Raw genomic sequence first — 22,917 nt, 5'->3', positions numbered from 1 at the left:
GAAGAAGGTGGTGCAATATGTTCATACGTTGCCCTCACTGCACGCTCGATACCCCTGCCCAATCCTTCTGCCCCCCTGCCCTCAATGCCATTGACGAGGCTGAGGGCCTTTTCAATCTCACCGGTGAGCCATTACCTCCCGAGGGCCCATAGTGGAGAAGGTCAGTATACTTTATTTTATCGGCACCCTGGGCCGCGGCGGCGCCGAGGGGCAGCTCCTTGAGCTCATTGAGGGGCTTGACAGGGAGCGTTTCAGCCCCGGGCTCGTGGTGCTCAAGGGAGAGGATGACCTGCTTGACCGGTGCCTGGCTAAGGGAATCTCTCCCCATTTTCTCCGCATCGGGGGCCTCGGCGACATCCTGAATCCCCTCAGGCTGCTGAAAGTACTGGGAAACATCCTGGCCCTTGCACGAAAGATTAAGAGAGAGCGGATCCAGGTGCTCCATGGCTATCTTTACACTGCCAATGTCTTAGCCGCTTTCATGGGGCATCTCACCGGCGTCCCTCTTGTCATCACGAGCAGGAGAAGCCTGTCCACCTCCAAGACAAGGACCTGGACCCCCCTCCACAGGCTTTTTGAGATAATCGCCAACAGCTGGACCCATCTCGTGATAGCCAATTCTCAGGCGGTAAGGGAAGACACCATAAAAAAAGAGAAGCTCGATCCCTCGAAGGTCATGGTGATTCATAACGGCGTGGCCCTTGACAAATACGGTCAAGGACCCGGGGCTCGGCAGGAAGGCCTTATCCCTGCCGGCACCGCCGGCGTGATAGGAATCGTGGCCAACCTCATCCCCTACAAGAATCACGAGATGCTGCTGAGAGCCCTTCCGCTTATAAAGAAAGAGGTGCAGCCCCTGTGCCTCCTCTGCATCGGGAGGGATTCGGGGATCCAGAAGGATCTGGAGCGCCTTGCGGAAAACCTCGGCGTGGCCGGTGACATAGCCTGGCTCGGGCCGCGGCCTGATGTGCACGCCATCCTTCCTCTCCTTGACATTTCAGTGCTTGTCTCGAATGAAGAAGGCTTTCCCAACGCGGTGCTCGAGTCAATGGCGGCGGGGGTTCCTGTCGTGGCGACTGCAGTCGGCGGCGTGCCGGAGCTCATTCTGGAAGGCGAGACGGGCTATATGGTGGCTCCCGGTGATCATGAAGCCCTGGCGTCAAGGGTGACAGGGCTTCTCAATGATGAGAAGAAAAGGCGTGAAATGGGCGAGAAGAGCAGGGAGCGCGTAAAGGCGCATTTCTCCAGAGAAAAGATGGTTTCTGTCACAGAGGAAGTATATCTTTCCTGGCTCCGCCATGGCCTGCCGGCTCGTTCACACCGGCGGGGCGTTCCTGTTGAGGAGGTATAGAAAGAGATTCAGGATCATTGCAAAGGTGACCCACAGCACGTAGGGGATGAACAGGGAGGAAGCCCATCGGGAGATCGGCCAGAAGCTTATCATGGCGGCGATGATGGAAATCCACAGGAGGATGATTATCACGAGCCCGGCAAGCGGTGAGCGCAGGCCGAAAAAGGCATATGACCAGGATACGTTGAAGGCCATCTGCACGGCAAAGAGCGCCACGGCAATCTGCACGGGCCTGTTCTTAAATCCTTCCCTTATTATCAGGAAAAGTGATATGCCCATGAGGGCGTAGAGCAAAGTCCATACAGGGGCGAAAACCCAGCCCGGAGGGTTGAAGAAAGGCTTTTTGATGGCCTGGTACCACGTGCTGACGGACCGGGAGGTGAAGAGGGCCCCCAGGGCCCCCGCCGCCTCGCAGAGCACTATGCATGCTATGAGGCTGATAATCCTGGAAAAGCTCATCAGGGCATCCTCCTTTCGTGATCAGTAAAGGCCTGTGAGGCGGGAAGGCTGAAAAAGAAGTGCGCTCCCTGGCCAGGGGCGCTTTTGACCTTGATTTCTGAGCCGTGCTTTTCAATGAACTGCTTTACGATGAAGAGGCCCAGGCCCGAGCCGGTGAGCTCATCCTTAGCCTGCCCGTGCTTTTTGAAAATTGCCTCCAGCTCCTCTTCAGCAATTCCCCTCCCCGTGTCATGGACTTCAATGCCGTAATGGTCTCCTTCCCTGCGGGCCACCACTTCAATCCTCCCCCCCGCGCTGACATGGCGCACTGCATTCCCGATGAGATTCATGAAAACCTGGAGGAGCCGCTCCTCATCACCATGGACCATTGAGCCTTCGGGGCACTGGAGGGTGAGGGCAATGCCGGATTGGAGGACCACGGGCTCGTAAAGGGCCGAGAGCTTGGAGAAGAGAGTATGAAGGGGAAAATCCGTGAAATGAAAGGTCATTTTCCCTGATTTGAGGTAGGAGGCTCCCACGATATTCTCGATGAGATTTCTGAGGATAGAGCAGGAAAATCTGATCATGGTCACAAAGGTGTGAGCATTCCCCGGCGGCTCGCTCCCGAGCTGCTGCTCAAGAAGGCGCGTGTAGCCGATGACTGAGTTAAGAGGGTTCTTGAGGTCATGGGAGAGGACGGCGATGAACTCCTGCCTCGCTCTTCTAAGGGATTCCTCAGCCTCCTTCTCCGCCGAGATGTCACGGACAATGAGGGATATCCCCGCAAGGCCGCCGGATGGGGCAGGGACCGGTGATATGCTCACCATGACGGGGAACGAGCCGCCCCCCTTCCTCACGTGGATTGTTTCAAATCTTTCGGGCTCTTTGCAGCGTGATGCCCGGGAACAGTGCTGCCCGAGCTCCTGGAAGCCCTCAGGCGCGAAGAGAAGGGAGGCCTCCATGCCAGCGGCCTCGCCCGGAGAGTAGCCGTAGAGCTTCTCGGCTGCCGGGTTCCAGCTTGTGATGGTGCCTTGGCAGGTCATCCCGATAATGGCGTCATGGGATGAATTGACGATGGCGGCAAGCCTCGAGAGGTCGTCCTCTATGATTTCCTTGTTCACCTCGATAAGGAATGAGTTGAGGTTCACCAGGGACTCAAGCTGCGCCTTTGACTTTTCCATGGGGAGCTCCTTATGGCGGGTAGTCTTTGTCACAGGGAGTAGTTAGAGGCAGCGGGGGGGAATTCCTCCCGGCAAGCAGAGAAGCTACTTCGGAGTGCCCCTGCCGGATGGCCCAGTCAAGCGGTGTCTCGCCTCTTTTAGTTTTCGCGGCAGGTGAGGCGCCGCGGGAGATAAGGAGGGCCGCTATATCCCTGGCGCCGTGAAAGGCAGCCCAGTGGAGCGGAGAAGCCCCGAGATTGCCGTCTTTCCCGTTGACCTTGATGCCCCTTGCTATGAATCCCTCAAGGGCAACAAGATCGTGCTCTGCGATGGCACCTGCGACAGTGGCGTACGAGAGGGAATGCAGCACGCATATCATCTCGCGCCTATGGGCTTTCACGGCGTAATCAAGGGGCTTTTTCCCGTAGTCGTCCTCAATTGACGGCGCTGCGCCAGCCTGCGAGAGGTGAATGACCGAAGAGGTGTCACCGGCCAGAACCGCCAGGTGGAGGGGAGTCTGACCCCGGGCATTCTTCTCGTCGAGGGGGGGGCGGGCTTCCAGGAGAAGCTTCACCAGCTCGTGGCGTCCGCATGATGCCGCCCTGTGGAGAGGCGTATCGCCGTTGAGGGCATCCTTTTCGCCGAGCCTGAACCCTGCGGCGATGCAGGCCCTCACATGGGCGGCGTCGTTTTTCTCTATGGCTTGGAAAAGCGTCGCGCATGCCTTCAGGATCCTCCTGGCAGTCCCCCTGTGCCCCCTGCGGATCGCAAGCAGCGCCGGCGTGAGCCCGTCACGGTCCCTGGCCTGCAGTGAGGCGCCTCCCTTCACAAGCAGGGCCGCCATCTCCTCGTGGCCTTTCATGGAGGCCATGTGAAGGGCTGTCCTCCCGTCGTCGTCTGCCGCGGCCGGATCTGCCCCAAGCCTCAGGAAAAGGGCCGCCGTTTTTCTCTGGTTGTCCGCCGCTGCCCAGTGGAGGGGCGTCTGGCCCTTTCCGGCACGGGAATCGAGGTCGGCCCCCCTGGCAGCAAGGTGCCGGGCGATAGCATCTCTCCCGGTGAATGCTGCCCAGTGAAGGGGAGTGGCGCCGTATCTTGAGTCTCTTGCCTCAAGCGATGCTCCTGCCGAGAGACTCGCCTTCACCGATTTGAGATCGCCGGCCCTTATGGCCTCATGAATAGTTTTTGGCGGTAATTTCGAGGCTTCCGGCGAAGCAGCAAGGAATTTTCTCAATGATGCGAGGAGGGCGCCCTTTTCAGAGAGGGCCTCGAGGACCCGGTGCGCCGAAGGGGGGCGCTTCTGGGGAGCGATGCTCAGCATGGATTCAATGAGGGCGGCGAGCTGACGGGGAACTGCAGTATTGTGGGATCTTACAGGATCATAGTGCATGAAAGGTCGGTCTTCCGGGTTTTCTCCCGTAAGAAGGTAGTGCATGAGCGCCCCCAGCGAAAAAAGGTCGCTCAGGGGGCTCGCTTCACCCTTATACTGCTCGGGCGCCGCATAGCCGGGAGTCCCGATGGCGGTGCCTTTCTCGTGAGGCATGAAGTGACGGGCTATGCCAAAATCCACGAGGTACACCTTTCCCCCGTCCAGCATCACGTTGCGGGGGCACAGGTCCCTGTATATCACCGGCGGATCGTGGGAGTGGAGATAATGGAGGATATCAAGAAGCTGCCTGAAGATGCCCAGGGCCTCTTCAAGGGGGAAGGGGAGGGGCCGGCCTTTCTGGATGAGGGCTTCAAGGTCCTCGCCTTCAACCAGGGACATCACGAGGAAACAGGCTCTTTTCCCCGGCTGCCCGGGATCGGCATCCATGAAGAAGTCAGTGACCCTGGGAAGCCCACGGTGGCTGAGGCTGGTGAGGAGGTGAGCCTCTTTTTTAAAGCGCTCCTCGGCATAGCGCAGCTCTTCGGGGGTGGTGAGCCTGGGGGCGCATTTTTTTACCGCCACGTCCCGCATGAGGTGCCTGTCAAATGCCCTTAAGACGCATCCCATGCCGCCTGCTTTTATGATGCCTTCAATCTCATAGCGGTTATCCAGCATCGTTCCCCGGCCGCTGACGGCCTTGAAAGGCAGGCCGCATGCCATACACCTGCAGGCTGAGTCACTGTGCTTTTTTCCGCATCCCGGGCAGAATCGTGCCATCGGCTCTCTCCTGGCGGCTCCTGACGGCAGGCATCACTATTCGGCCGCCTGCAGAGCAGCATTGGCTTCCTCTCTCTTCACGATTCCCTCCACAAAGGAGATGTCGCCTCCCTTTTCCACGGTGTCGAACTCGTCCTTCATCTCGTAGATCCTGTTCTTGATGAAGGTGATGAAGACCTCGCGGTCAAGGTGCCCGCTCTGTACCATCTCTTCGAGAATATCAAGGGATTTCCCCTGGGGGATGGGCTTCTTGTAAGGCCTGTCCTGGGCCGTGAGGGCGTCATAGATGTCGGCCAGGGCCAGGATGCGGGCCTGGACGGGGATCTTGTCGGCGGGGTAGCCCCAGGGGTATCCCGTGCCGTCAAGCTTTTCATGGTGCAGCGAGGCGTACGTAGGGACATCCTTAAGGTCCTTTGTAAAGCGTATCTTGTCCAGGATGAGCTTGGTATGCTGCACATGGGCGTTCATATCATCGCGCTCTCTGGAGGTAAGGTTGCCTTTCCTTACGGCAAGGAACTCATATTCCTCAGCGGTGAGGAAGGATCGCTTCTTCCCCTCGGCGTCTATAAAGGTGCGGGCGGCGATGTCGTTGAGCTTCTGGAGGTCCTCGTCGCCGAGAAAGCCTGTCCCGTTTATTTTCTCGAGGAAGGCCATGCTCTCCGCGAGGAGCGCCAGCTCCGCCTCGAGGGCCTTTTCCTTGTCATTCTGGGCCTTTTTAAGATTCTCGGGATTTTCCCCGGGGCCGCAGCGCATCTGGCAGATATCCAGGTAGGTCTGGGACTGTTTCATTGCCCTGATGAGCTGAAACCTCTCCCTGACGGCCTGGATCTGGTCGTCGGAAAGCCTGTTGCTTTTTTTCAGGATGTATTCAGGCACCCCGATTTTTCCCACGTCGTGGAGCCAGGCGGAATACGAGAGCTCCCTGATCTCCTCCTCCGAGAAGGTGCCCATTGCCCTTGCGATGGCGACAGAGTACATCCTTACCCTCCTGGAGTGGCCCTTGGTGACGGGGTCTCTTGCTTCAATGGCCATGGCAAGTCCTCTCACGAAGGATTCAAAGAACTGCTCTATCTCGTGGTAAAGCCTGGTGTTCTCGATGCTCACCGCCGCCTGGGAGGCGATGGCGAAGAGGAGGCTCTCGTCCTCGGTGTCGAAGGGGACAATCTCTTCTTTCACGGTCTTATTGATGAGCTGGATGACGCCGATGATTTCGTTCTTATGGTCTATCATCGGGAGGGCAAGCATCGATTTTGTGCGGTACCCCGTCTGCTTGTCAATGTCCTTGTTGAACTTGTAAGGCGAGTCTGAGGGGATCAGATAGACGTCATCAATCCTCAGGATCTCACCTGTAAGTGCCACAAAGCCCGCGATGCTTTTCCTGGAGAGGGGGAGGCGCATCTCCTTGAGGGAGATATCGCTCGTGATGAAGAAGATGAGCTCGAATCTTTCCTTGTCTATCAGGAAGAGCGAGGCCTTGTCGGCGGCGACGACGAATTTCAGCTCCCCTATGATGGTGTTCAGCAGCTTCGGGAGGTTTCTCTCGACGGAGAGGGCCGTGCCGATTTTTATCAGCTTTTCTATGGTTTTCTGATCGCTTACCTCGAATAGCTTGCCCTGCTTTGTGCTGTCAGGAGTCTGAGTCATATCTTCCCCCTTACTGCGTGCTCTCCGTGATGAATTGTTCGGCGAAATACTGAGGATTGAGCGTCTCCCCCGTGGCCCTGATGAGGAGATCGTTCCAGCGGTAATGAGAACCAGGCCCGTAAATGTTTTCACGGAGCCACACCCCTGCCTCGGGAATATCGACGAAGTCCATCGACGACCAGTCCTTCCGCTTGAGCACGCCGGTCCCTATTGCATGCATCATCTGCGATGCCATGAGCTCGCCAAGCATGTAGTTGTGGTAATAGACGGGGGCGCTGGCGAAATGGACTTTCGAGGCCCAGTCCGGCGCCGTGCGCCCCTCAGGGCGCACAAGGTGCTGGTATTTCTCCACCGTATCCCACCAGAGCTTGTTGAGATCCTGGCCGGGATCGCGGTAAAGCTCCTGCTCAAAGTTGAACATCACCTCGGTCCAGCGGCAGAACACAAGCTGGTTGAGGGCCAGGTCCATGGCGAGGCCCTCTTTCAGGGCCTCCACTTCAGAAGCGGGGGCCTTCAGCATCTTGACGAGCCATGAGGGATTTTTGGTAAGACGCTCAAACATCATTGCCGATGCCTCTGTCGTGAAGGTATGGGAGGGCTCCCTTATCAGCCATGGCATATCCTTGCGGGTATAAAGATCGTACACTCCGTGGCCAAGCTCATGGAGCAGCGTGCCGCATGATTCCTCATCGGGGCGCATGTTGAGGAGAATCCTTATGTCCAGGCCCCTGTCTATGCTGTAGCAGAATGCATGCTGCGACTTGCCGGGCTTCTCATACAGGTCGCTTCTTGAGAGGATATCGCCAAGGGGAAGACCGGCGCTCCTGTAAAAGGCGGTGGCAATTACGGGGAGGTTCTTTCCCTTGAAAAACCTGTCAAGGTTTTTCGCAAAGGTCCCCGATGAATCCTGGAAAAAGGGGTTGGGATAGTCCCATGGGCGCAGCTCCTGTTGCTTCACTCCGAAGCGGGCGGCGAGGACCTCATCCATTTTTCCCTTGTAATGGGTGAAGGGCTTTTCCGTTGTTTCATAAAGCTTGTTGAAGATTCCGGCAAGCTCATCGACACTCTGGTCATTAAAGGAAATCTTCATCACATAATAATTGGCGAAACCCAGGGAATGAGCAGCCTTGTTGCGGAGCTTCACCAGATCTATGAGGAGGGGGGCCACTTTCGGACCCACGCCTTTCTGAGCCTCCCAGGCCTGTTTTCTGAGCGCCCGGTCGTTGCTTGTCCTGAGGATGTCATAGATATCGCGCTCGGAGACCGCCTTTCCCTTGATAATCCCCCGGTAGGTGTTGAAAACACGCTGGGCTTCAGCCTCCTTGTCATTTATCTTCTTGAGAAGGCCTGGCTCAATCTGCTTGGGGCCGAATTCGTTGATGAGAAGGGTGAGCTCCCGCGCCAGGAGGGGATCATTGATCTTCCCCGAATCGCGGAGCCTGATGAGCTTCCTATAGTCCCTGCGGCTGGAATTGAGAAGGTCACGCTTCAGTGAGAGCTCCGCCATTTTTTCATAATCCTTTTTCGTGCCGGTGAGGTAAGCGTTCCACTCGGCAAGGTTGGCTTCGCGCTCAAGCGGCGCCATTTTGACGGTATATTCCCTGGCAAAGGCCTGGAGCTCTTTCTCCTCGGCGCTCTGCAGCACTTCGGCCCTGAGGGCGGAAGCGCTGAGGATGATCAGTAAAAAAGCGGTTATGGTAAAAGGAAACAGACCACGAAGTCGCTGGAGCATCTCTTAATCCTCTTTCTTGTTCTTTTGCGGGGCTCTTCCCGGATACTCAAATCATTATAACAAGAGGCCTTTCTTTTGTCAATGAAAGGCCACAGCTGCCCTGTTTTTCCCCATACAGAAACCGGTCGGCTGTCCCCAAAAAGGTTTTTGGCCCGGCAGGGAGAATTTCTGACAATGACACAGCACGCACAAGGGAGGGATTCAGATGGACCGCTGGGAATATGAGATTGAGTCGTATCCTGTGAGAGAGGTTGTCGGTGAGGCTCAGAAAAAGGCCACTGTGATTGCCTGTGATCCCAAGGGGGTCTGCCTGTACCGCGATATGCCCACGGCGAGCCGGGAGGCTCTCGTGGCGATTCTGAATGAGCGCGGCTCAGCAGGCTGGGAGCTTGTGCAGATCCATTTCAACAGTGCCACTGCAGAGCTTGCCTGCCTTTGGAAGAGAAAGACGGAGCACCGGCAGTTTGAGCATTAAGGGGACGTGGAGAGGTTTTCCATTCGCCGGGGGCTGAGAAAGCCCCTTTTTTATAGTCAGTATACAGGGAAATGGAGAGAGAGCAATGCCGCGAGTCTTTGCTGATCAATGGGGAGTGCTTGAGTTTGAGGACCGCGAAAGAGGTATAATATCAAGAAGCGGCTTTATCTATGGGCCCGGCGGCAAGGAGAAGATTCCTCTGTCGATCATGATAAGCCCTGCGGGGAAGAGATCCTATGACCGCTCCCTTGCAGGGGCCGCGAAGGCAGCGGTGATGAATGAGGCTTTCGGTGACTGGGTCTGTGTCCATTCCGGGCAGTTCAAGGAATTTGTCGCAAGGGGGCTCTCAATAAAGTGGGTCTCTATCCTTTTCGGAGCGAGGGCCTTTCACTTCCCCATGCATTTCAGCAGTCACGTTGACCGCACCAGTGTGCCGGGCACCATTGTGCTCAAGAACCAGAGAAAGCCGGCAAAAGAGATGAAGCGGGGATGGGAGATATCCTGCTGGGGATATGCGCCGCACTTTGAAATGGCGGAGTCCTTCAAGCCCCTGAGTGACGAGGAAAAGAGGAAATATCCTTTCATGTCCAAGGAGAAAGTCCTTAAAGCGAGAGGCATTGACTATTTCAAGGCCGATATACTCGTCATCAGCGAAGGCGCCGGGGCGTCGGGCGAGACGGTGGAGTCCACGCTGGTGGATATTTTCGAGACCCTCAGGTCCGCCGGAGAAAAGCTCCCCTCGTGGGTCTTCGTCTATATCAATTTTGGAAGCACCCTTACGGCAGTGAGAGCCTGGCAGGTGTGCACCAAGTACGGCGTAAGGCTCTCCTTCACCTTTATGGGGAGCGCGATCCATGTGAGCCCTGACGGCCTCCTTCCCGGCCTTCCCTACACCGACCTCTCCCATCTTGACGCCCGGTCCGTCACCTACAGGGAGCTTTACCTCGAGGGAGTGGCTACCTGCACGGACCTCGACGGCAGGCCCGTATACTCCAGGTGCTCCTGCGGAGACGTGGGCGACAGCCTGGACAGTCCCTCCCATTATTCCCTTCTGCTGGTACTGGAGAACCTTATCCTGCGGATCCCCCTCCACCGCGAGGGTCTCATGGAGCTTTATAATGACCCCGTGTTCCTGGAGAAGCTCATCAGAGAAGTGCAGCTCACCGAGGAGAAACATCATGCAATAATAAGGAACACAAGGGGAGAGTCGGTGCTTGAGATAATCAAGGCCCATGCGGGAAGGCTTTCCGGCGGCAGTGACAAGAGCTCCCCCAGGACGCGCTGAGCGCCTGGGGGGGGTTGATGACCTCCGGGTCGAATAACAGCGGGAACTTACCATAAGGAGGTACTGACATGAGAAACAGGAAGTTTTTCCCCCTTCACTCACTGGTGCTGGCGTTGCTGTTTGTCCTGGTCGCTCTCCAGTGGGGCTACGGCCAGAAGCCGGCGCCCACGGAAAAGACTCCCCTTCTGATAATTGACACCAATGTGGGCGATGACAAGGACATCCATAACTTCAGGAAGATGAGCGATCCCTTTGTAAAAACCGCCGGGAAGCTCCCTTCAAGGGAAGGCCTCGACAGCCTCCAGGCTTCGGGGAGCGCCCAGTTTTCTGAGGAAGGCCTCAGGGGAATCAAGCAGAGACTCAAGGGAAAGGATATCGTCATCATGGACCTCAGGCAGGAGTGCCATGGCTTTCTTAACGGCACTCCCGTGAGCTGGAAGGCCGTCCATAACTGGGAAAACGTGGGAAAGAGCATTGCCGAGGTCACTGCCGAGGAAAACAAAAGGCTCAGGAAGGCTTTCAACGATGAGATAATTGTGATCTACCGGGTGATAGATAAGGATGATGACGATGAGTACGTTCCCGAGTCGATGGCGGTGAAATCGGCGGCCAGCGAAAAGGAGGCCTGCGAGAAGGAAAAAGTGTGGTATTCGCGGATCGCCGTCACCGATCACCGGAGACCCTCCGACGACACGGTGGACAGGTTTGTCAAGTACGTGAGGGACATGAAGAAGGGCACGTGGCTTCATTTCCACTGCAAGGCGGGAAAAGGAAGGACAGCCACCTTCCTTGCAATGCTGGACATGATGCGGAACGCCAGGAAAGTGAGCATTGACGACATTGTCCTGAGGCAGTACCTCCTCGGCGGTGCCAACCTCTTCCCCCACACAGAGCCGGGAAGCTGGAAATATCCCTATGAGAAGGAGCGGGAGGAGTTCGTCAGGAAATTTTATCAGTATTGCCGTGAAAACCAGGACGGGTTCAGGACCGGATGGAGCGAATGGCTCAGCAGTAAAAAGGCCGCCCCGCCGAAGTCATAAGGGGAATCTCATGCCGTCATAAGCGGCGTATACTTCGACACCTGTCTCCCTGGCGAGGGCTTTTGCAAGAAGCGCTGGCTTTGCGGCGAGCATCCTTTTGCCGAAGTGAGTCAGAATGGCTTTCCTTGGCTTTAATGCCCCTACAAGCTCGCGGGCATCCTCAAAGGAGAGGTGCATTATGGTGTCATCCTCAAAGGGCGTGTCGCGCACCACATTCAGGACCAGTATGTCGGAGCCGCGGTAGCATTCCTTCAACTCCTCGAAATACTTTGTGTCGGCAAGAAACGATATGGTGAGGCCGTTATGGCGGAAGAGGAGGCCGTAGGTCTCCACGGGGTGCCGGTGCCTTATCGAGGTGGAAAAGGTGATCTCCCCGAGGGAATACTGGCGCTCTGGCTCAAGGAGCACAATGTCGCCTATGCACTGCCGCAGGTAGTTGAAGAGCACCGGGTTCGCGCCCTGGATGCACTCACCGGGAGCAAAGAGCACTCCCCTTTTTTCAATTCCTCCGAAGGTCATGGCATCTATCATGATATTCACATCATTGGAGTGATCAATGTGAGAGTGGGTGAGCACGAGGCCGTCAAGCTTCGAGGCGTCTATGGGAGGCCGCGAGAGGGCGCAGCGCACCAGAGACCCCGGCCCCGGGTCTATCAGGATTTTACGCCCCCCGAGGCAGATCAGAATCCCCCCCGAAGAGCGCATCTGGCGCGCCACCACGTAGCGCGCCCCTGCAGTGCCGAGAAATTTGATGAAATTGCCGTCCATAGGACTCCTTGTATCGAAATATTGGTATTCTCTCCCGGTCCGCTCTTCCCTTCCGCATCTTTTGGATCAAGGGGGCATTCCGGCAGGTGCGGAAACTTTAACAAAGAATACGATTTATGGTAACAATTTCAGTTTTTTTTCAAAGGTTTTTCACGAAAATTTCATAGCCTGTGATGAAAAACAGATAAGTGCATGGAATTTGGGTATCATGTACCATGTACGAGAGGCAGCACGAGGGATAAGGAGACAGTACCATGAATGAAGAAATGAGGCCTATCGAATCAGCTCCGTCTTTCCAGAGCCCCCAGGTGTCAGGCCCTTCTCAGCCGCCGCCTATGCGCTCCGCTCCCCCCCCGGGACCTATGGCGCCTCCTCAGGGAGGCATGGGGATGCCGGGCGATTCCTCCCTCTTCTCGAGGGAGATGAGCGGTGGAGGCCCTATGCAGGCTCAGGGAAATCCCGCCATCAACTCATTCAGGAACACATGGGGCTCATATACGGGCCAGGGACAGCCCCAGGGTGGCTTTGCAGCAGCGGCAGGCCCCGGTGGCACGGCTGCGGCGGCAGGCCCCAACGCCTTCGCCTCTTCCGGTCCCAATGGCGCTTTTGCAGCGGCAGGCCCCAACGCCACGCCGAACAACAAGCCTAACACTACGCCTAACAATACGCCCAACACCAAGCCGAACAACAACCAGCAGCAGATGCAGCAGCAGATGCAGCAGATGATGCAGCAGATGATGCAGATGATGACGCAGATGATGACGCAGATGATGCAGATGATGCAGCAGCAGATGGGCGGAAAGCCTGGCGGCACCAACGGCGCCAATCCCGCGGTGAACGGCATCAACGGCCAGGGCGGAGGAGTGAACGGCACCAACCCCATGGGCCAGCAGGGCGGCAATGTCTTTAACTCATGGGGCCAGGGAAGAGAGGGAAACTGCGTGGCCGTCTCAACGATCAAGGCGGCCCAGGATAAATACGGCAACAACATTTTCAAAAATGTGGAGAGGACGGGCAACGGTTATAATATTACCATGCAGGACGGAAAAAAGGTGCAGCTCTCCAACGAAGAATATGCCCAGGCCGAGCGGATGAGCAATTTCAAAGGAAGCGGCGCAGAGAAGGATAATGCCACGCTCTGTTATGCCGCCATGGCAAAGAGAGCCCAGGGAGAGAATTATGAAGGCTCCCGCAATTCCTACGCAAGGGCCCTCCATGCCCTTAATAACGGTGAGCAGAATCCCATGGCCTCGGCAAGGTTTCTCGGCCTCGGCAACAAGATGAAGAAGGTGGATCCCAGCGCCCTCAACAGCGGGGCCGGCGGAATAGGGCTTTCTGCCACCCACTCCGTTTACACGAGAGGCGGCACTGTCGATCATTATGGAAGCGCCTATAACTTCAACGGAACCGACACCAATGGCAGGCGCCTCACGGAAGCCTACATGTTCGTCTGAGGATCACAGGTCTTTATGGAATATGAGAAGAGGCGGCGCAATGCCGCCTCTTTTTGTTAACAGCAGCGGGCATTCCCCGGCGCAAGAGTTAACAAAAAGAATAAGAGGTGGTAACAATTTCAGGTTTTTTTCAGGCTGATTTCACCTGGTTTTCAGGCTTTGAGATGAAACATGCAGTGATCATACTACATTTTTCGGGGGGCACGGTACCGGGAGGGGCAGAATCAAGCTAACGAGGTGAAGATATGAGCGAGGTACAAAGCATCCAGTCATCATCAGACAACTCACGGAGGGACACGGGGCGTCCCGGGGAGAGCACTGTGCAGTCCTCCGCTGCAGTGCAGCCTTCACAGCAGTTCCAGGGGAAGAAAGACGATGGACAGTCATCGGGGGGGGCTTACCAGAGGCCTTCCGACAATTCGCAGTTTTCCCGCGAGGCCTCCTCAGGGACTGAAGGGGCGCAGCAAAGAGGCGCGGCACAGAGCGAGAGCTTCAGGAATGTCTGGGGCACGGCGTTGCCTGCCGGCGCTGCAAATAACAGGCCGAACAATACGCCGAACAATACGCCGAATAACACGCCGAATAACACGCCGAATAACACGCCGAATAACACGCCGAACACGAATCCCAATAACAATCAGCAGCAGATGAACCAGATGATGACGCAGATGATGCAGACCATGACCCAGATGATGACGATGATGACGCAGATGATGCAGACCATGATGCAGCAGATGAACAATAACGGCAAAGGCCCGAACGGCGGCGGAAACAACAATAACGGCGGAAACAACAACAACGTGAATCCAGTTGACAACAATATGAACAACAACGGCACCCGCAAGAACTGGGGCAACCTCTTCAACGGCTGGGCCCAGGGAGCGGAAGGAAACTGCTCTTCCGTGGCCATGATCAAGGCGGCAATGAACAAGTACGGCGACCAGGTCTTCTCAAAGACCGAGAAATCCGCCGACGGCGGCTATAACCTCACTATGAAAGACGGCACAAACGTCAAGCTCACCGCCCAGGAAATGGAGACGGCGAACCGCATGAACCGTTTCAGGGGAAGCGGCGAAGCGAGGGATTATGCCAATCTCTGCTATGCCGCCATGGCCAAGCGTGCTCAGATGGCGGGCCATGAAGGCGCAAATTCCTTTGCGAGGGCCTGCCACAGCCTCAACAACGGAGAGGATCCCAATGACAGCGCGAAGTTCCTTGGACTGAAGAACAATATAAAGCACCTCAACAGAATGAGCGAGCTGAGAAACGCGGAAAATGCCGTGGCATGGAGCTACCAGCACGCAGTCTATGTGCATGGCGGGAAAGTGGATGCCCATGGCAGGGAGGCCGGGTTCAACAATAGCGACACCTGCGGGCAGGGTCTCATAAGGGCTTTTGTCCTCGTGTAGATGAAATGAAAGGAGAGTCCACGATGGCCAGCAAGAAAAAACAGCTCTCCAGCAGCAAGGAAGCAGAAGCTCTCCTTGACGATGACAAGAAAGAGGATGCCGCCGAAGAGCGCACGCGCTACGTAATGCTTTAGAATGGGTTTTCCGCCGAAGGAGCCCCTGGGGACGGCATGAGAGCCGTCCTTTCAGGCGGCTTTTATTGTACGCCGGCGCTCTGGAGGGTAATGACGCCGGCAAGGGCCAGTAAGAGGCCGATCATTGTCCTGGGATCAAGGACATTCTCCTGGTAGAATACGGCGCCGGTAATGACCACCAGCACGATACCGAGGGACGACACGATGGCTCCGGCTATCGAGAGTGGCATGAGCTTCAGAAGCCAGAGGTAGAAAACGGCAGTGCCTATGGCGGTGAAAAAGAAGAGATAGAACCATGGATTTTTCAATGCCAGTAAAATGCCATGGAGGATTCCTTTTTCCACTGAGAAGATCATGGCAAGCTTTTTGGCGCCCAGATTCATGCCCACGGTGCAGATGCTCCAGAGGAGAATAAGGGTAATCTTCTGAGCCATCAATGGAGCCCCCCTTTCTGAAAGGTTCACCTTCCATTCGCCCGGAAAGGCTGCAAATCCTTCACAGAGTTCATTAAGAGTCCTCTGGTGTCTCTGCAGCGCCGTTCTTCAGCAGTTTCGCCACGGAGTCATGGCCGCTGCGCTCTGCATACTCCAGGGGGGTGAAGCCCCCTGCATTGGCGATATCCGCTTGAGCGCCGCAGGAGAGCAGGAAGGCTACAAACTCGTTGAGCCCCTTTCCGGCGGCGTCATGGAGCACGGTGAAGCCGCACTCCATCGCGTTGATATCGGCTCCGCTTGAAATGAGAACTCCCGCGACATCAAGGTGGCCTTCTGCGACGGCGTAATGGAGCGGAGTCCTTCCCTCAAGATCACTCGCGGCACAGGACGCTCCCCCTGAAAGAATGAGCTCGGCAAGCTCCCTGCTGCCGCCCTGGGCTGCCAGGTGGAGTGGTGCCACGCCTGAGCGGGATATGCTTTTCACGCTGATTCCCCTGCTGATGAGGAATTTCACCAGCTCGCAGTTTCCGCTGCTGATAGCGGGGAAGAGAGGCGTCACGCCGTAATTGTCGGCCACGTTGAGGGTGGCTCCCTCATCGAGAAGGATTTTCACCATGGAAAGACTCCCTGAGGCGCATGCGAGGTGGAGGGCCGTCTGCCCGTCACTGTCACGGCCATCGACGGGAGCGCCCCGGGATATGAGAAGCTCTGCAACGCTCTCGAATCCTCCCGACGCGGCATAATGGAGGGGAGTCTGGCGCCACTTGTTGACCGCGCCTGCATCGGCCTCGCGGGAGAGAAGAAGCTCCACCATCCTGTCCAGCCCCCCGGCTGATGCGAGGTGAAGAGCTGTCATGCCTGAGCGGTCAGGTGCGTTGACGAGGTCCGGCTTTGCAGTAAGAAGGGCTATCGTCTCCTCAGGCTTTCCGTTCTGCACATAATAATGGAGCTCTTTTACCGACATACTCGCTCCTCTGCTCACTTCGATATGCAGCATGGCTTTCCAATTATAGCATACTTTTCCTGCCGCCGGGAGGTGGACAATATTTAATATAATGTTAACAAAAAGGCATGCTTTAATATGCCCTCTCTATGGTAGAATTGATACGATGAGGGGATACTCTAGCCTGCATATGCAGGACGGGAGGAAGGAAGAAAGTCTTATGGATTCATTGCAGTTCAGCGCTTCAGACATCTCACCAAGGGGAATCAAGGCCCAGGCGGGGGTGGCAGCGCAGGCTCCCTCAGCCGATGAGCCTCATTCCACATGGCAGGGCATCAAGGATACAGTGGGTGAATCGGTCGAGGACGGCCGGCTCCAGGGAAAGAAGATCGGCATGCTGCTCGCGGCGTCAGCCGGGGCTGCGTCCCTTCCCCTCATGGTGGCACAGGCAGCGCCGGCCATAGCGGGAACGGTCCTCGGCCCCGCCGGTATGATAGGCGCCCTCGTGGTGGCTGCTATTGAGGAGAAATACATCGGGATCGGGAAGCATGCCGGAGCACTTGCAGGAAGCGCCGTCGGTGCTGGTGTGGGTCTTGTCAGGGCGGCGCTGAATCACGGGAATCCCCCGGATCCCAATGAGGGCGACAGGAAGGTGGAGCTTCCCAAGGCCCCGCCCCAGGGGAAAGGCCCCTGGGAGCCTCTCCTTCCCAGGATGCTGCACAAGGCGGAGAAGGCCATTCTCGGCCACGTGCCGGAGCGCACGAGAGCGATAGAGCGCGCTGAAACCATCGGCCTTTTTGGATCCTCTCTGGTGGCTGCTTCGGTGATACCTACAATCGCTGCAACCCTCATCGGGGGGCCTGTGGCTACAATCATGGGCACCATGATTGGTTCTCTCATAGGTATTGTGGGAGGAAGCCTTGAGGAGAACACGATTGGAATAGGGAGGGTTGCCGGCGAGGCCGTGGGCACGGTGGTGAGTGCCGTGGGCAAGGGCATCAGGAAGCTTACGGGCAGCGGGCAGAAGGTCCAGGAGAAGGACAATGCCCACCAGGCGACAGAGACCTTCTCCCTCGATGTCCAGGCTGCAAAGAAAGCGCCGGAGAGAAAGAATCCCATCAGCACTCTTCTGGGCTATGCGGGCAAGGCTTTCATGGGCCTTAACAGCGTAATGGCTGAGCCCCTTATGAGTTTTCTCATCGATACCAGTAAGCTCTGCAACCTCCTTCTCACCGAGAAGCCTGTGCAGACCATCGATTTCAAGGAGCGTCCCTTCCCGGCTGTCAACAAGGACCGCCTCGTGGCGAATTTCACGAAGATTGCCGGCATCAATGCGAAGTACAAGCAGGAAGATGCCGTAGCCTCTGAGCTCGGCAGACAGTTTGACGCCATGAAAGTGAACCACGCCAAGGACCAGGCGGGAAATCTCATCGCCACCATCCCGGCGACGGAGAGCGCCAAGGATGCGCCCACGGTAATGCTCTCGGCCCACATGGACACCGTCTCGCCCACATCGGCCGATGCCATCATCAATGACGGCAAGAAGATAAAGACTAACGAGCGCCATATCCTCGGCGGTGACGACAGGGCCGGCATCGCCCAGATCATGGAAGGGGTGCAGTCAGTTCTGGAGCGCGGCATGGACCACCCTGAGATAAAGATTGTCTTTACCGTCGGCGAGGAAGTGGGCCTCAAGGGCTCGATGGCCCTCGATCCGAAAGATATTGCCACCAGGCCCACCCTTGGCTTTGTGATTGATTCCACCGACAAGAGATCCCTCTATCTCACCAATGACGGCGTCATCATCACCTCGAAGCCCACCAAGTACAATTTCAGCCAGGAGGATCCCCTCATCCAGGTGAGCATGCGCTCCATGGCCGACGCGGGGATAAAGCCTCAGCCTGTTCATGGCCCTATCCTCGCCGGCGCCGGAACTGATGCGAACTCGCCGGCCCTGAACAACAAGCTTGTGAAAAGCGTCGCCATAGGGACGGGAGTCAACGACGTGCACACCATGCTCGAAAATGCAAAGATCAAGGACCTCGAGCAGATTGCCAGGTCCGTCGTGGGCTTCATCACCAACACATGCGATCTCAAGGTCGATGGCGACGCCGTGGTGCCGCGGTACCCCCTGAAATCATAAGACCTCCGCCATCTGATGGACTCTATAAGGGCCTGCCACAGCAGGCCTTTGTTCTTTTCCTGTCGAACATCCCATTGATATTTAACTGAGGAGGGGCAATGGAAGCGCAGCTTGTTGATCTTGTAGCGGCAAAGTCCGGAGTGCAGAGACTGTATGTGGAGCACCTTGTGGCTCTCTATGACGACAAGGCCACTATCCCTTTCGTGTCGCGCTACCGGAAGGATCAGACGGGGAACCTTGATGAAGTGGGCGTGGCACGGGTCTATGATGCCATAAAGTATTTCAGGGACCTGTCTGAAAGAAAGGCTTTTGTCCTTGGAGAGATTGAGAGGAAGGGAAAGCTCACAATGGAGCTCCGGGCAGCAATCGAGACCTGCACCGATGCGAGGATACTTGAGGATCTCTATCTCCCCTACAAGGAAAAAAGAAAGACCAAGGCTGACAAGGCGAGGGAGGCAGGGCTTGAGCCCCTTGCCCGGATGCTTCTTGCGAAGGAAAACCTTGGCGACGCGAAAGTCCTTGCCCTTGACTTTGCAAAAGCCGGGACCGATTATGACACCGTGGAGAAGGCGCTTGAGGGAGCTCTTTACATAATCTCCCAGCAGGTTCTTGAGTCTGTCAATCTCATGGAGTCTTTTCTCAAGAGCTCCTTCTCGTCGGGAGTGCTTATCTCGAAAAAGAAGCGCGGCTACAACGGGGAGGACCACCGCTTCGAAGATTATTACGACTTTACCGAGGCTCTCAAGGCGCTCTGCCTTCCCAGGAACTCCCACCGGTACCTGGCCATCAGGCGCGGTGCCGAGCAGGGTGCTCTTTCCATGAAGGCCGAGGTTGACGAAGGAGCCCATCTTTTTGCGCTCCGTGAGAGATTCCTGCTGCGCTCCTATTATTACCAGGAATACGTGGAGAAGGCCATAGAGATTGCCTATTCGCAGTATATACGCCCGGCCCTGGAGACGAGGATTCAGAATGAGCTCTCTGAAGCCGCCGAGATGGAGGCCATCAAGGTATTTGCCCGCAACCTCGATGCCCTTTTCATGGCGCCGCCCATCCCTTACCGGAGCGTGCTGGGCATGGATCCCGGGCTCAGGACGGGGATCAAGGTGGCGGTTCTCGATCGTGACGGGACCTTTCTGGACCACAGGGTCTTCCATATCCTGTCGGCCGGCGAAGCGAAAAAGGCGAAGGAGTCCCTCGTGGCCCTGATAAAAAAGCACAGCATCGGTGCCGTGGGCGTGGGCAACGGCACAGGATCCCGCGAAGCCATGGCTTTTGTGAGGGATGCGGTGAAGGAGGTCTCCCACGATATCATCGTAGCCCTTGTCGATGAGGCCGGCGCCTCGGTGTATTCGGCCTCTGAGCTGGCCCGCGAGGAGTTCCCCGACCTGGATGTGACGGTGAGGGGAGCCATCAGCATCGGCAGGCGCCTTCAGAATCCCCTTGCCGAGCTCGTGAAGATTGATCCCAAATCCATAGGGGTAGGGCAGTACCAGCACGATGTTGACCAGAAAAAGCTCCGTGAAGCACTCCAGAGGGTGATCGAGATCTGCGTGAACCATGTGGGTGTCGATCTCAACACGGCCTCCCATGCCATACTCACCTATATTTCAGGGCTTTCAGACAAGGTGGCCAGGAGCATCGTGGAGCACCGAAAAAATCACGGCTTTTACAAGAGCCGCGGTGAGCTCCTGAAGGTGAAAGGCCTGGGGCCGAAGGCCTATGAGCAATGCGCCGGCTTCCTGAGAATCAGGGGCGGAAAGAATCCCCTTGACGGCACGGGCGTCCATCCTGAGTCCTACGGTGTAGTTGAAAAGATGGCCGGTGACTGCAATCTCTCTGTAAGCGCGCTGCTGGGAAACAGGAATGTCCTTCAGGCTCTCGACAGGAGCAGGTATCTCACCGCCACCTGCCAGGCCCATAATTTCGACGCCCTCCTTGACAGCCTCCTCAATCCAGGCAAGGATCCACGGAAGGAGTTCCGCACCGTGGCGTTCCGTGAGGGGATAGAGGGAATTGATGATGTCAAGGAGGAGATGCTCTTCGAGGGTAGGGTCACCAACGTCACCAATTTCGGCGCATTCATCGATATAGGAGTCCACACAGACGGCCTCTGCCACAAGTCACAGCTTGCGGAGCGCTTCGTGGCCGATCCCTCCGAGGTGGTGAAAGTCGGTGACATCGTGACCGTGAAGGTTCTGGCTGTCGATTACGGGAAGCGCCGCATTTCCCTGAAACTTCTTGTCAGTGAGAAGGGATAGGAAGCGCCGGTGAGTAATTACTATGAGGGGAAAAGAGTGACGATTAGGAGGTGTGAAATGGCAGAAAAGAAGAAAGAGCCTGCGAAGCCTGCCAAGGCGGAAAAGAAGGGAAAGAAGGAAGAGAAGAAAAAGGGAAAGGGCGCCAAGAAGGAGAGCAAGGCTCTCACCAAGACGGAAAAGCCCGGAAAGCCCGCGAAAGAGAAGCCGGCAAAGAAAGCGGCTCCCCCTCCTGAAGAGGAGCATTACGATGATGAGCTCATGTACCTGGTCTGCGAGGAATGCGGCAGGGTGGTCGTTCTTCTTGACGATGAGTGCAGGAAGGATGAGTGCGAGATTCTCTGCTGCGGCGAGCCGATGCAGGAGCCCGAGCTTGTCATGTCACACGAGGGCGAGATGTACCGCTGCCCCACGTGCGGCATGAAGGCCATAATCGAGCAGGACTGCGAGTGCGTTGATGAAGAGTGCGATCTCATCTGCTGCGGCCATAACATGGTCCTGATTGACGAGATGTAGAAAGCGTATACCCCGGGGGACAGCACCAGAGGGAAAGCCTCAAGCTGTCCCTCTTTTTATTTCACTTGTGGGCCTGGCGCCTGTCGTGGACGTTCCATGTCATGACAAGGAGCACTATCGACAGCACTGCCGAGGCGATAATGACCATGAAACCCGCGTCCCAATCGTAGTATTGCACTATCTTCCCGATGCCGAGCTCCGCCCCCGTGGCGCCTGCGTAGCCGAAGAGGCCCGTGAGACCTGCTGCGGTACCTGCCGCTTTCTTTGGCACCAGGTCCACGGCGGCGATGCCGATGAGCATGACAGGCCCGTAGATAAGAAAGCCTATGGCAGTGAGGGCAAGGGAATCAACCCAGCCTCGCCCCGCGGGATTGAGCCAGTAGACCATCACGGCGCCTGTCACGAGGGTCATGAAAATGACCATGATGGGCGAGCGCCGGCCATGGAAGAGCTTGTCGCTTGCCCATCCCGAGAAGAGCATGCCGGGGATCCCGGCAAGCTCGTAGAGGAAGGACTGCCAGGCCGAGTGGGTGATCGTGCAGTGCTTGACCTCCATGAGATACGTGGGGGCCCAGTTGACGACACCATAGCGCACTATGTAGACAAGCACGTTGGCCATGGCGAAGATCCAGAGAAACCTGTTGTTGAGCACGTATTTGAAGAGGATCTCCTTCCCTGAGAGCTCGCGCTCGGGATCTTCAGCCGCCGTGGGGGGGTAATCATTCATGTGCTCCTCTATGGGCGGGAGCCCCACGGACTGAGGCGTGTCCCTCAGGAAGATGAGGATAACGAATCCCAGTATGATGGCAAATATGGCCGGTACATAGAAGCCGCTCTGCCACGCTCCCGTGAGCAGGATTGCATAGCTCGCGATTATGGGGGCGAACATTCCTCCCACGTTGTGGGCAAGGTTCCATATGGCCATCTTGGTGCCGCGCTCGCCGTCGGAAAACCAGTGGACCATGGTCCTGCCGCAGGGAGGCCATCCCATCCCCTGGAACCACCCGTTCACGAACCAGAAGCATGTCATGAGAAAAAGACCGGGGACGAACCCGAAGAAGAGGTTGACAAGAGCCGAGAGAATAAGGCCTGTCGCCAGGAAGTACCGGGGATTCGAGCGGTCGGACACGTTGCCCATGACGAACTTGCTTATCCCGTAAGCGATGGTCATGGCCGAAGCGAGGAGCCCCACGTCGCCCTTGGAGAAGCCCAGATTGTCAATAAGAAGGGGCTTCACAATGTTGATATTGGTCCGTACCAGGTAGTACCCCGCGTAGCCCACGAAAATGGTGGAGATCATCTGGATTCGGTATTTTCTATAGGTGGCTTTAATCTCCTCAAGGGGAAGGAGGGGCTTGAAGGGCGCCGGCCTGAAGATGTCCAAGAGTTTTGCCATGATTATGCCTTTATTCTTCTGTGCCCCGCCTCCTGAATCCTGTGCGGGCGATCACCGCACCTATGCTCCCTGGGAACGGATCTGGTTCTGCACCGCTTCCATATATCATGGGATAAGGCTGTGCTTTGTTAAAAATATGCAAACACTTGGGGACTGACTCGTTTTCTTCGAACCGATCGCCGTAATTTGCAGGAAAA

The 22,917-nt window shown here is 56.6% G+C and carries 19 protein-coding genes; 10 read left to right on the top strand and 9 right to left on the bottom strand.

Annotation, left to right across the window (positions count from 1 at the left end):
• Window positions 1-17: 17 nt before the first annotated feature.
• The gene (locus tag RDV48_10875; protein ID MDQ7823288.1) at window positions 18-152 is read left to right on the top strand and encodes a hypothetical protein; all 135 of its coding nucleotides are present in this window, start codon (window positions 18-20) and stop codon (window positions 150-152) included.
• Window positions 152-1,351: a glycosyltransferase gene (locus RDV48_10870; GenBank protein MDQ7823287.1), complete on the top strand. Its 1,200-nt coding sequence runs from the start codon at window positions 152-154 to the stop codon at window positions 1,349-1,351. The genes RDV48_10875 and RDV48_10870 overlap by 1 nt, the downstream gene beginning before the upstream one ends.
• Here the strand turns inward: RDV48_10870 and RDV48_10865 are convergent.
• The 5 genes from RDV48_10865 to RDV48_10845 are packed head-to-tail and all read right to left on the bottom strand — an operon-like array spanning window position 1,316 to window position 8,468.
• A complete protein-coding gene (locus RDV48_10865) occupies window positions 1,316-1,810 on the bottom strand; it encodes a TspO/MBR family protein (protein ID MDQ7823286.1) in 495 nt (164 codons plus the stop codon). The genes RDV48_10870 and RDV48_10865 overlap by 36 nt on opposite strands.
• Window positions 1,810-2,970: a PAS domain-containing sensor histidine kinase gene (locus RDV48_10860; protein MDQ7823285.1), complete on the bottom strand. Its 1,161-nt coding sequence runs from the start codon at window positions 2,968-2,970 to the stop codon at window positions 1,810-1,812. The genes RDV48_10865 and RDV48_10860 overlap by 1 nt, the downstream gene beginning before the upstream one ends.
• Window positions 2,971-2,980: 10 nt before the next feature.
• Entirely contained in the window at window positions 2,981-5,092 is a 2,112-nt protein-coding gene (locus RDV48_10855; protein MDQ7823284.1) for an ankyrin repeat domain-containing protein, read from the bottom strand.
• 36 nt (window positions 5,093-5,128) lie between these two features.
• Window positions 5,129-6,736, bottom strand: coding sequence for an HD domain-containing phosphohydrolase (locus RDV48_10850; GenBank protein MDQ7823283.1), 1,608 nt, complete (start codon window positions 6,734-6,736; stop codon window positions 5,129-5,131).
• A 10-nt stretch (window positions 6,737-6,746) separates the two neighbouring features.
• Window positions 6,747-8,468: a M2 family metallopeptidase gene (locus RDV48_10845; GenBank protein MDQ7823282.1), complete on the bottom strand. Its 1,722-nt coding sequence runs from the start codon at window positions 8,466-8,468 to the stop codon at window positions 6,747-6,749.
• 205 nt (window positions 8,469-8,673) lie between these two features.
• Between RDV48_10845 and RDV48_10840 the strand changes: the two genes are divergently transcribed.
• The 3 genes from RDV48_10840 (at window position 8,674) to RDV48_10830 (ending at window position 11,268) form a co-directional block, all read left to right on the top strand.
• Entirely contained in the window at window positions 8,674-8,943 is a 270-nt protein-coding gene (locus tag RDV48_10840) for a hypothetical protein (protein MDQ7823281.1), read from the top strand.
• An 85-nt stretch (window positions 8,944-9,028) separates the two neighbouring features.
• Window positions 9,029-10,228 carry a hypothetical protein gene (locus RDV48_10835; protein ID MDQ7823280.1) on the top strand — a complete coding sequence of 400 codons (1,200 nt, stop codon included), beginning with the start codon at window positions 9,029-9,031 and terminating at the stop codon, window positions 10,226-10,228.
• A gap of 68 nt (window positions 10,229-10,296) precedes the next feature.
• Window positions 10,297-11,268 carry a protein-tyrosine phosphatase family protein gene (locus RDV48_10830; GenBank protein ID MDQ7823279.1) on the top strand — a complete coding sequence of 324 codons (972 nt, stop codon included), beginning with the start codon at window positions 10,297-10,299 and terminating at the stop codon, window positions 11,266-11,268.
• On the opposite strand, the gene RDV48_10825 is transcribed toward RDV48_10830, so the two are convergent.
• Window positions 11,263-12,036: an MBL fold metallo-hydrolase gene (locus RDV48_10825; GenBank protein MDQ7823278.1), complete on the bottom strand. Its 774-nt coding sequence runs from the start codon at window positions 12,034-12,036 to the stop codon at window positions 11,263-11,265. The two genes, RDV48_10830 and RDV48_10825, sit on opposite strands and share 6 nt — an antisense overlap.
• Before the next feature lie 254 nt (window positions 12,037-12,290).
• Between RDV48_10825 and RDV48_10820 the strand changes: the two genes are divergently transcribed.
• A complete protein-coding gene (locus RDV48_10820; GenBank protein ID MDQ7823277.1) occupies window positions 12,291-13,490 on the top strand; it encodes a hypothetical protein in 1,200 nt (399 codons plus the stop codon).
• Between the two features lie 245 nt (window positions 13,491-13,735).
• Window positions 13,736-14,899: a hypothetical protein gene (locus RDV48_10815; protein MDQ7823276.1), complete on the top strand. Its 1,164-nt coding sequence runs from the start codon at window positions 13,736-13,738 to the stop codon at window positions 14,897-14,899.
• A 196-nt stretch (window positions 14,900-15,095) separates the two neighbouring features.
• Here RDV48_10815 and RDV48_10810 read toward each other — a convergent pair whose 3' ends face one another.
• Together RDV48_10810 and RDV48_10805 are read right to left on the bottom strand one after the other, a co-directional pair.
• Window positions 15,096-15,467 (bottom strand): hypothetical protein, encoded by a 372-nt coding sequence (locus RDV48_10810; GenBank protein ID MDQ7823275.1) that lies wholly within the window; start codon window positions 15,465-15,467, stop codon window positions 15,096-15,098.
• A 73-nt stretch (window positions 15,468-15,540) separates the two neighbouring features.
• Window positions 15,541-16,431: an ankyrin repeat domain-containing protein gene (locus tag RDV48_10805; protein ID MDQ7823274.1), complete on the bottom strand. Its 891-nt coding sequence runs from the start codon at window positions 16,429-16,431 to the stop codon at window positions 15,541-15,543.
• 199 nt (window positions 16,432-16,630) lie between these two features.
• On the opposite strand from RDV48_10805, the gene RDV48_10800 reads away from it, so the two are divergent.
• The 3 genes from RDV48_10800 to RDV48_10790 all read left to right on the top strand — a co-directional run bounded on the left by RDV48_10800 (window position 16,631) and on the right by RDV48_10790 (window position 21,324).
• Window positions 16,631-18,553, top strand: coding sequence for a M20/M25/M40 family metallo-hydrolase (locus tag RDV48_10800; GenBank protein ID MDQ7823273.1), 1,923 nt, complete (start codon window positions 16,631-16,633; stop codon window positions 18,551-18,553).
• A gap of 98 nt (window positions 18,554-18,651) precedes the next feature.
• A complete protein-coding gene (locus RDV48_10795) occupies window positions 18,652-20,811 on the top strand; it encodes a Tex family protein (protein MDQ7823272.1) in 2,160 nt (719 codons plus the stop codon).
• Window positions 20,812-20,868: 57 nt separating this feature from the next.
• A complete protein-coding gene (locus tag RDV48_10790; GenBank protein ID MDQ7823271.1) occupies window positions 20,869-21,324 on the top strand; it encodes a hypothetical protein in 456 nt (151 codons plus the stop codon).
• Between the two features lie 61 nt (window positions 21,325-21,385).
• Here the strand turns inward: RDV48_10790 and pgtP are convergent, their stop codons facing one another.
• Entirely contained in the window at window positions 21,386-22,720 is a 1,335-nt protein-coding gene (pgtP, locus tag RDV48_10785; protein MDQ7823270.1) for a phosphoglycerate transporter protein PgtP, read from the bottom strand.
• Between the last annotated feature and the right edge of the window lie 197 nt (window positions 22,721-22,917).

It is taken from the genome of Candidatus Eremiobacterota bacterium, from assembly GCA_031082125.1.
Taxonomy (GTDB): Bacteria; Vulcanimicrobiota; CADAWZ01; order CADAWZ01; family Ess09-12; genus Ess09-12.
The sequence above is the reverse complement of the archived record's forward strand: the minus strand, read 5'-3'. Positions and strand labels throughout refer to the sequence as shown.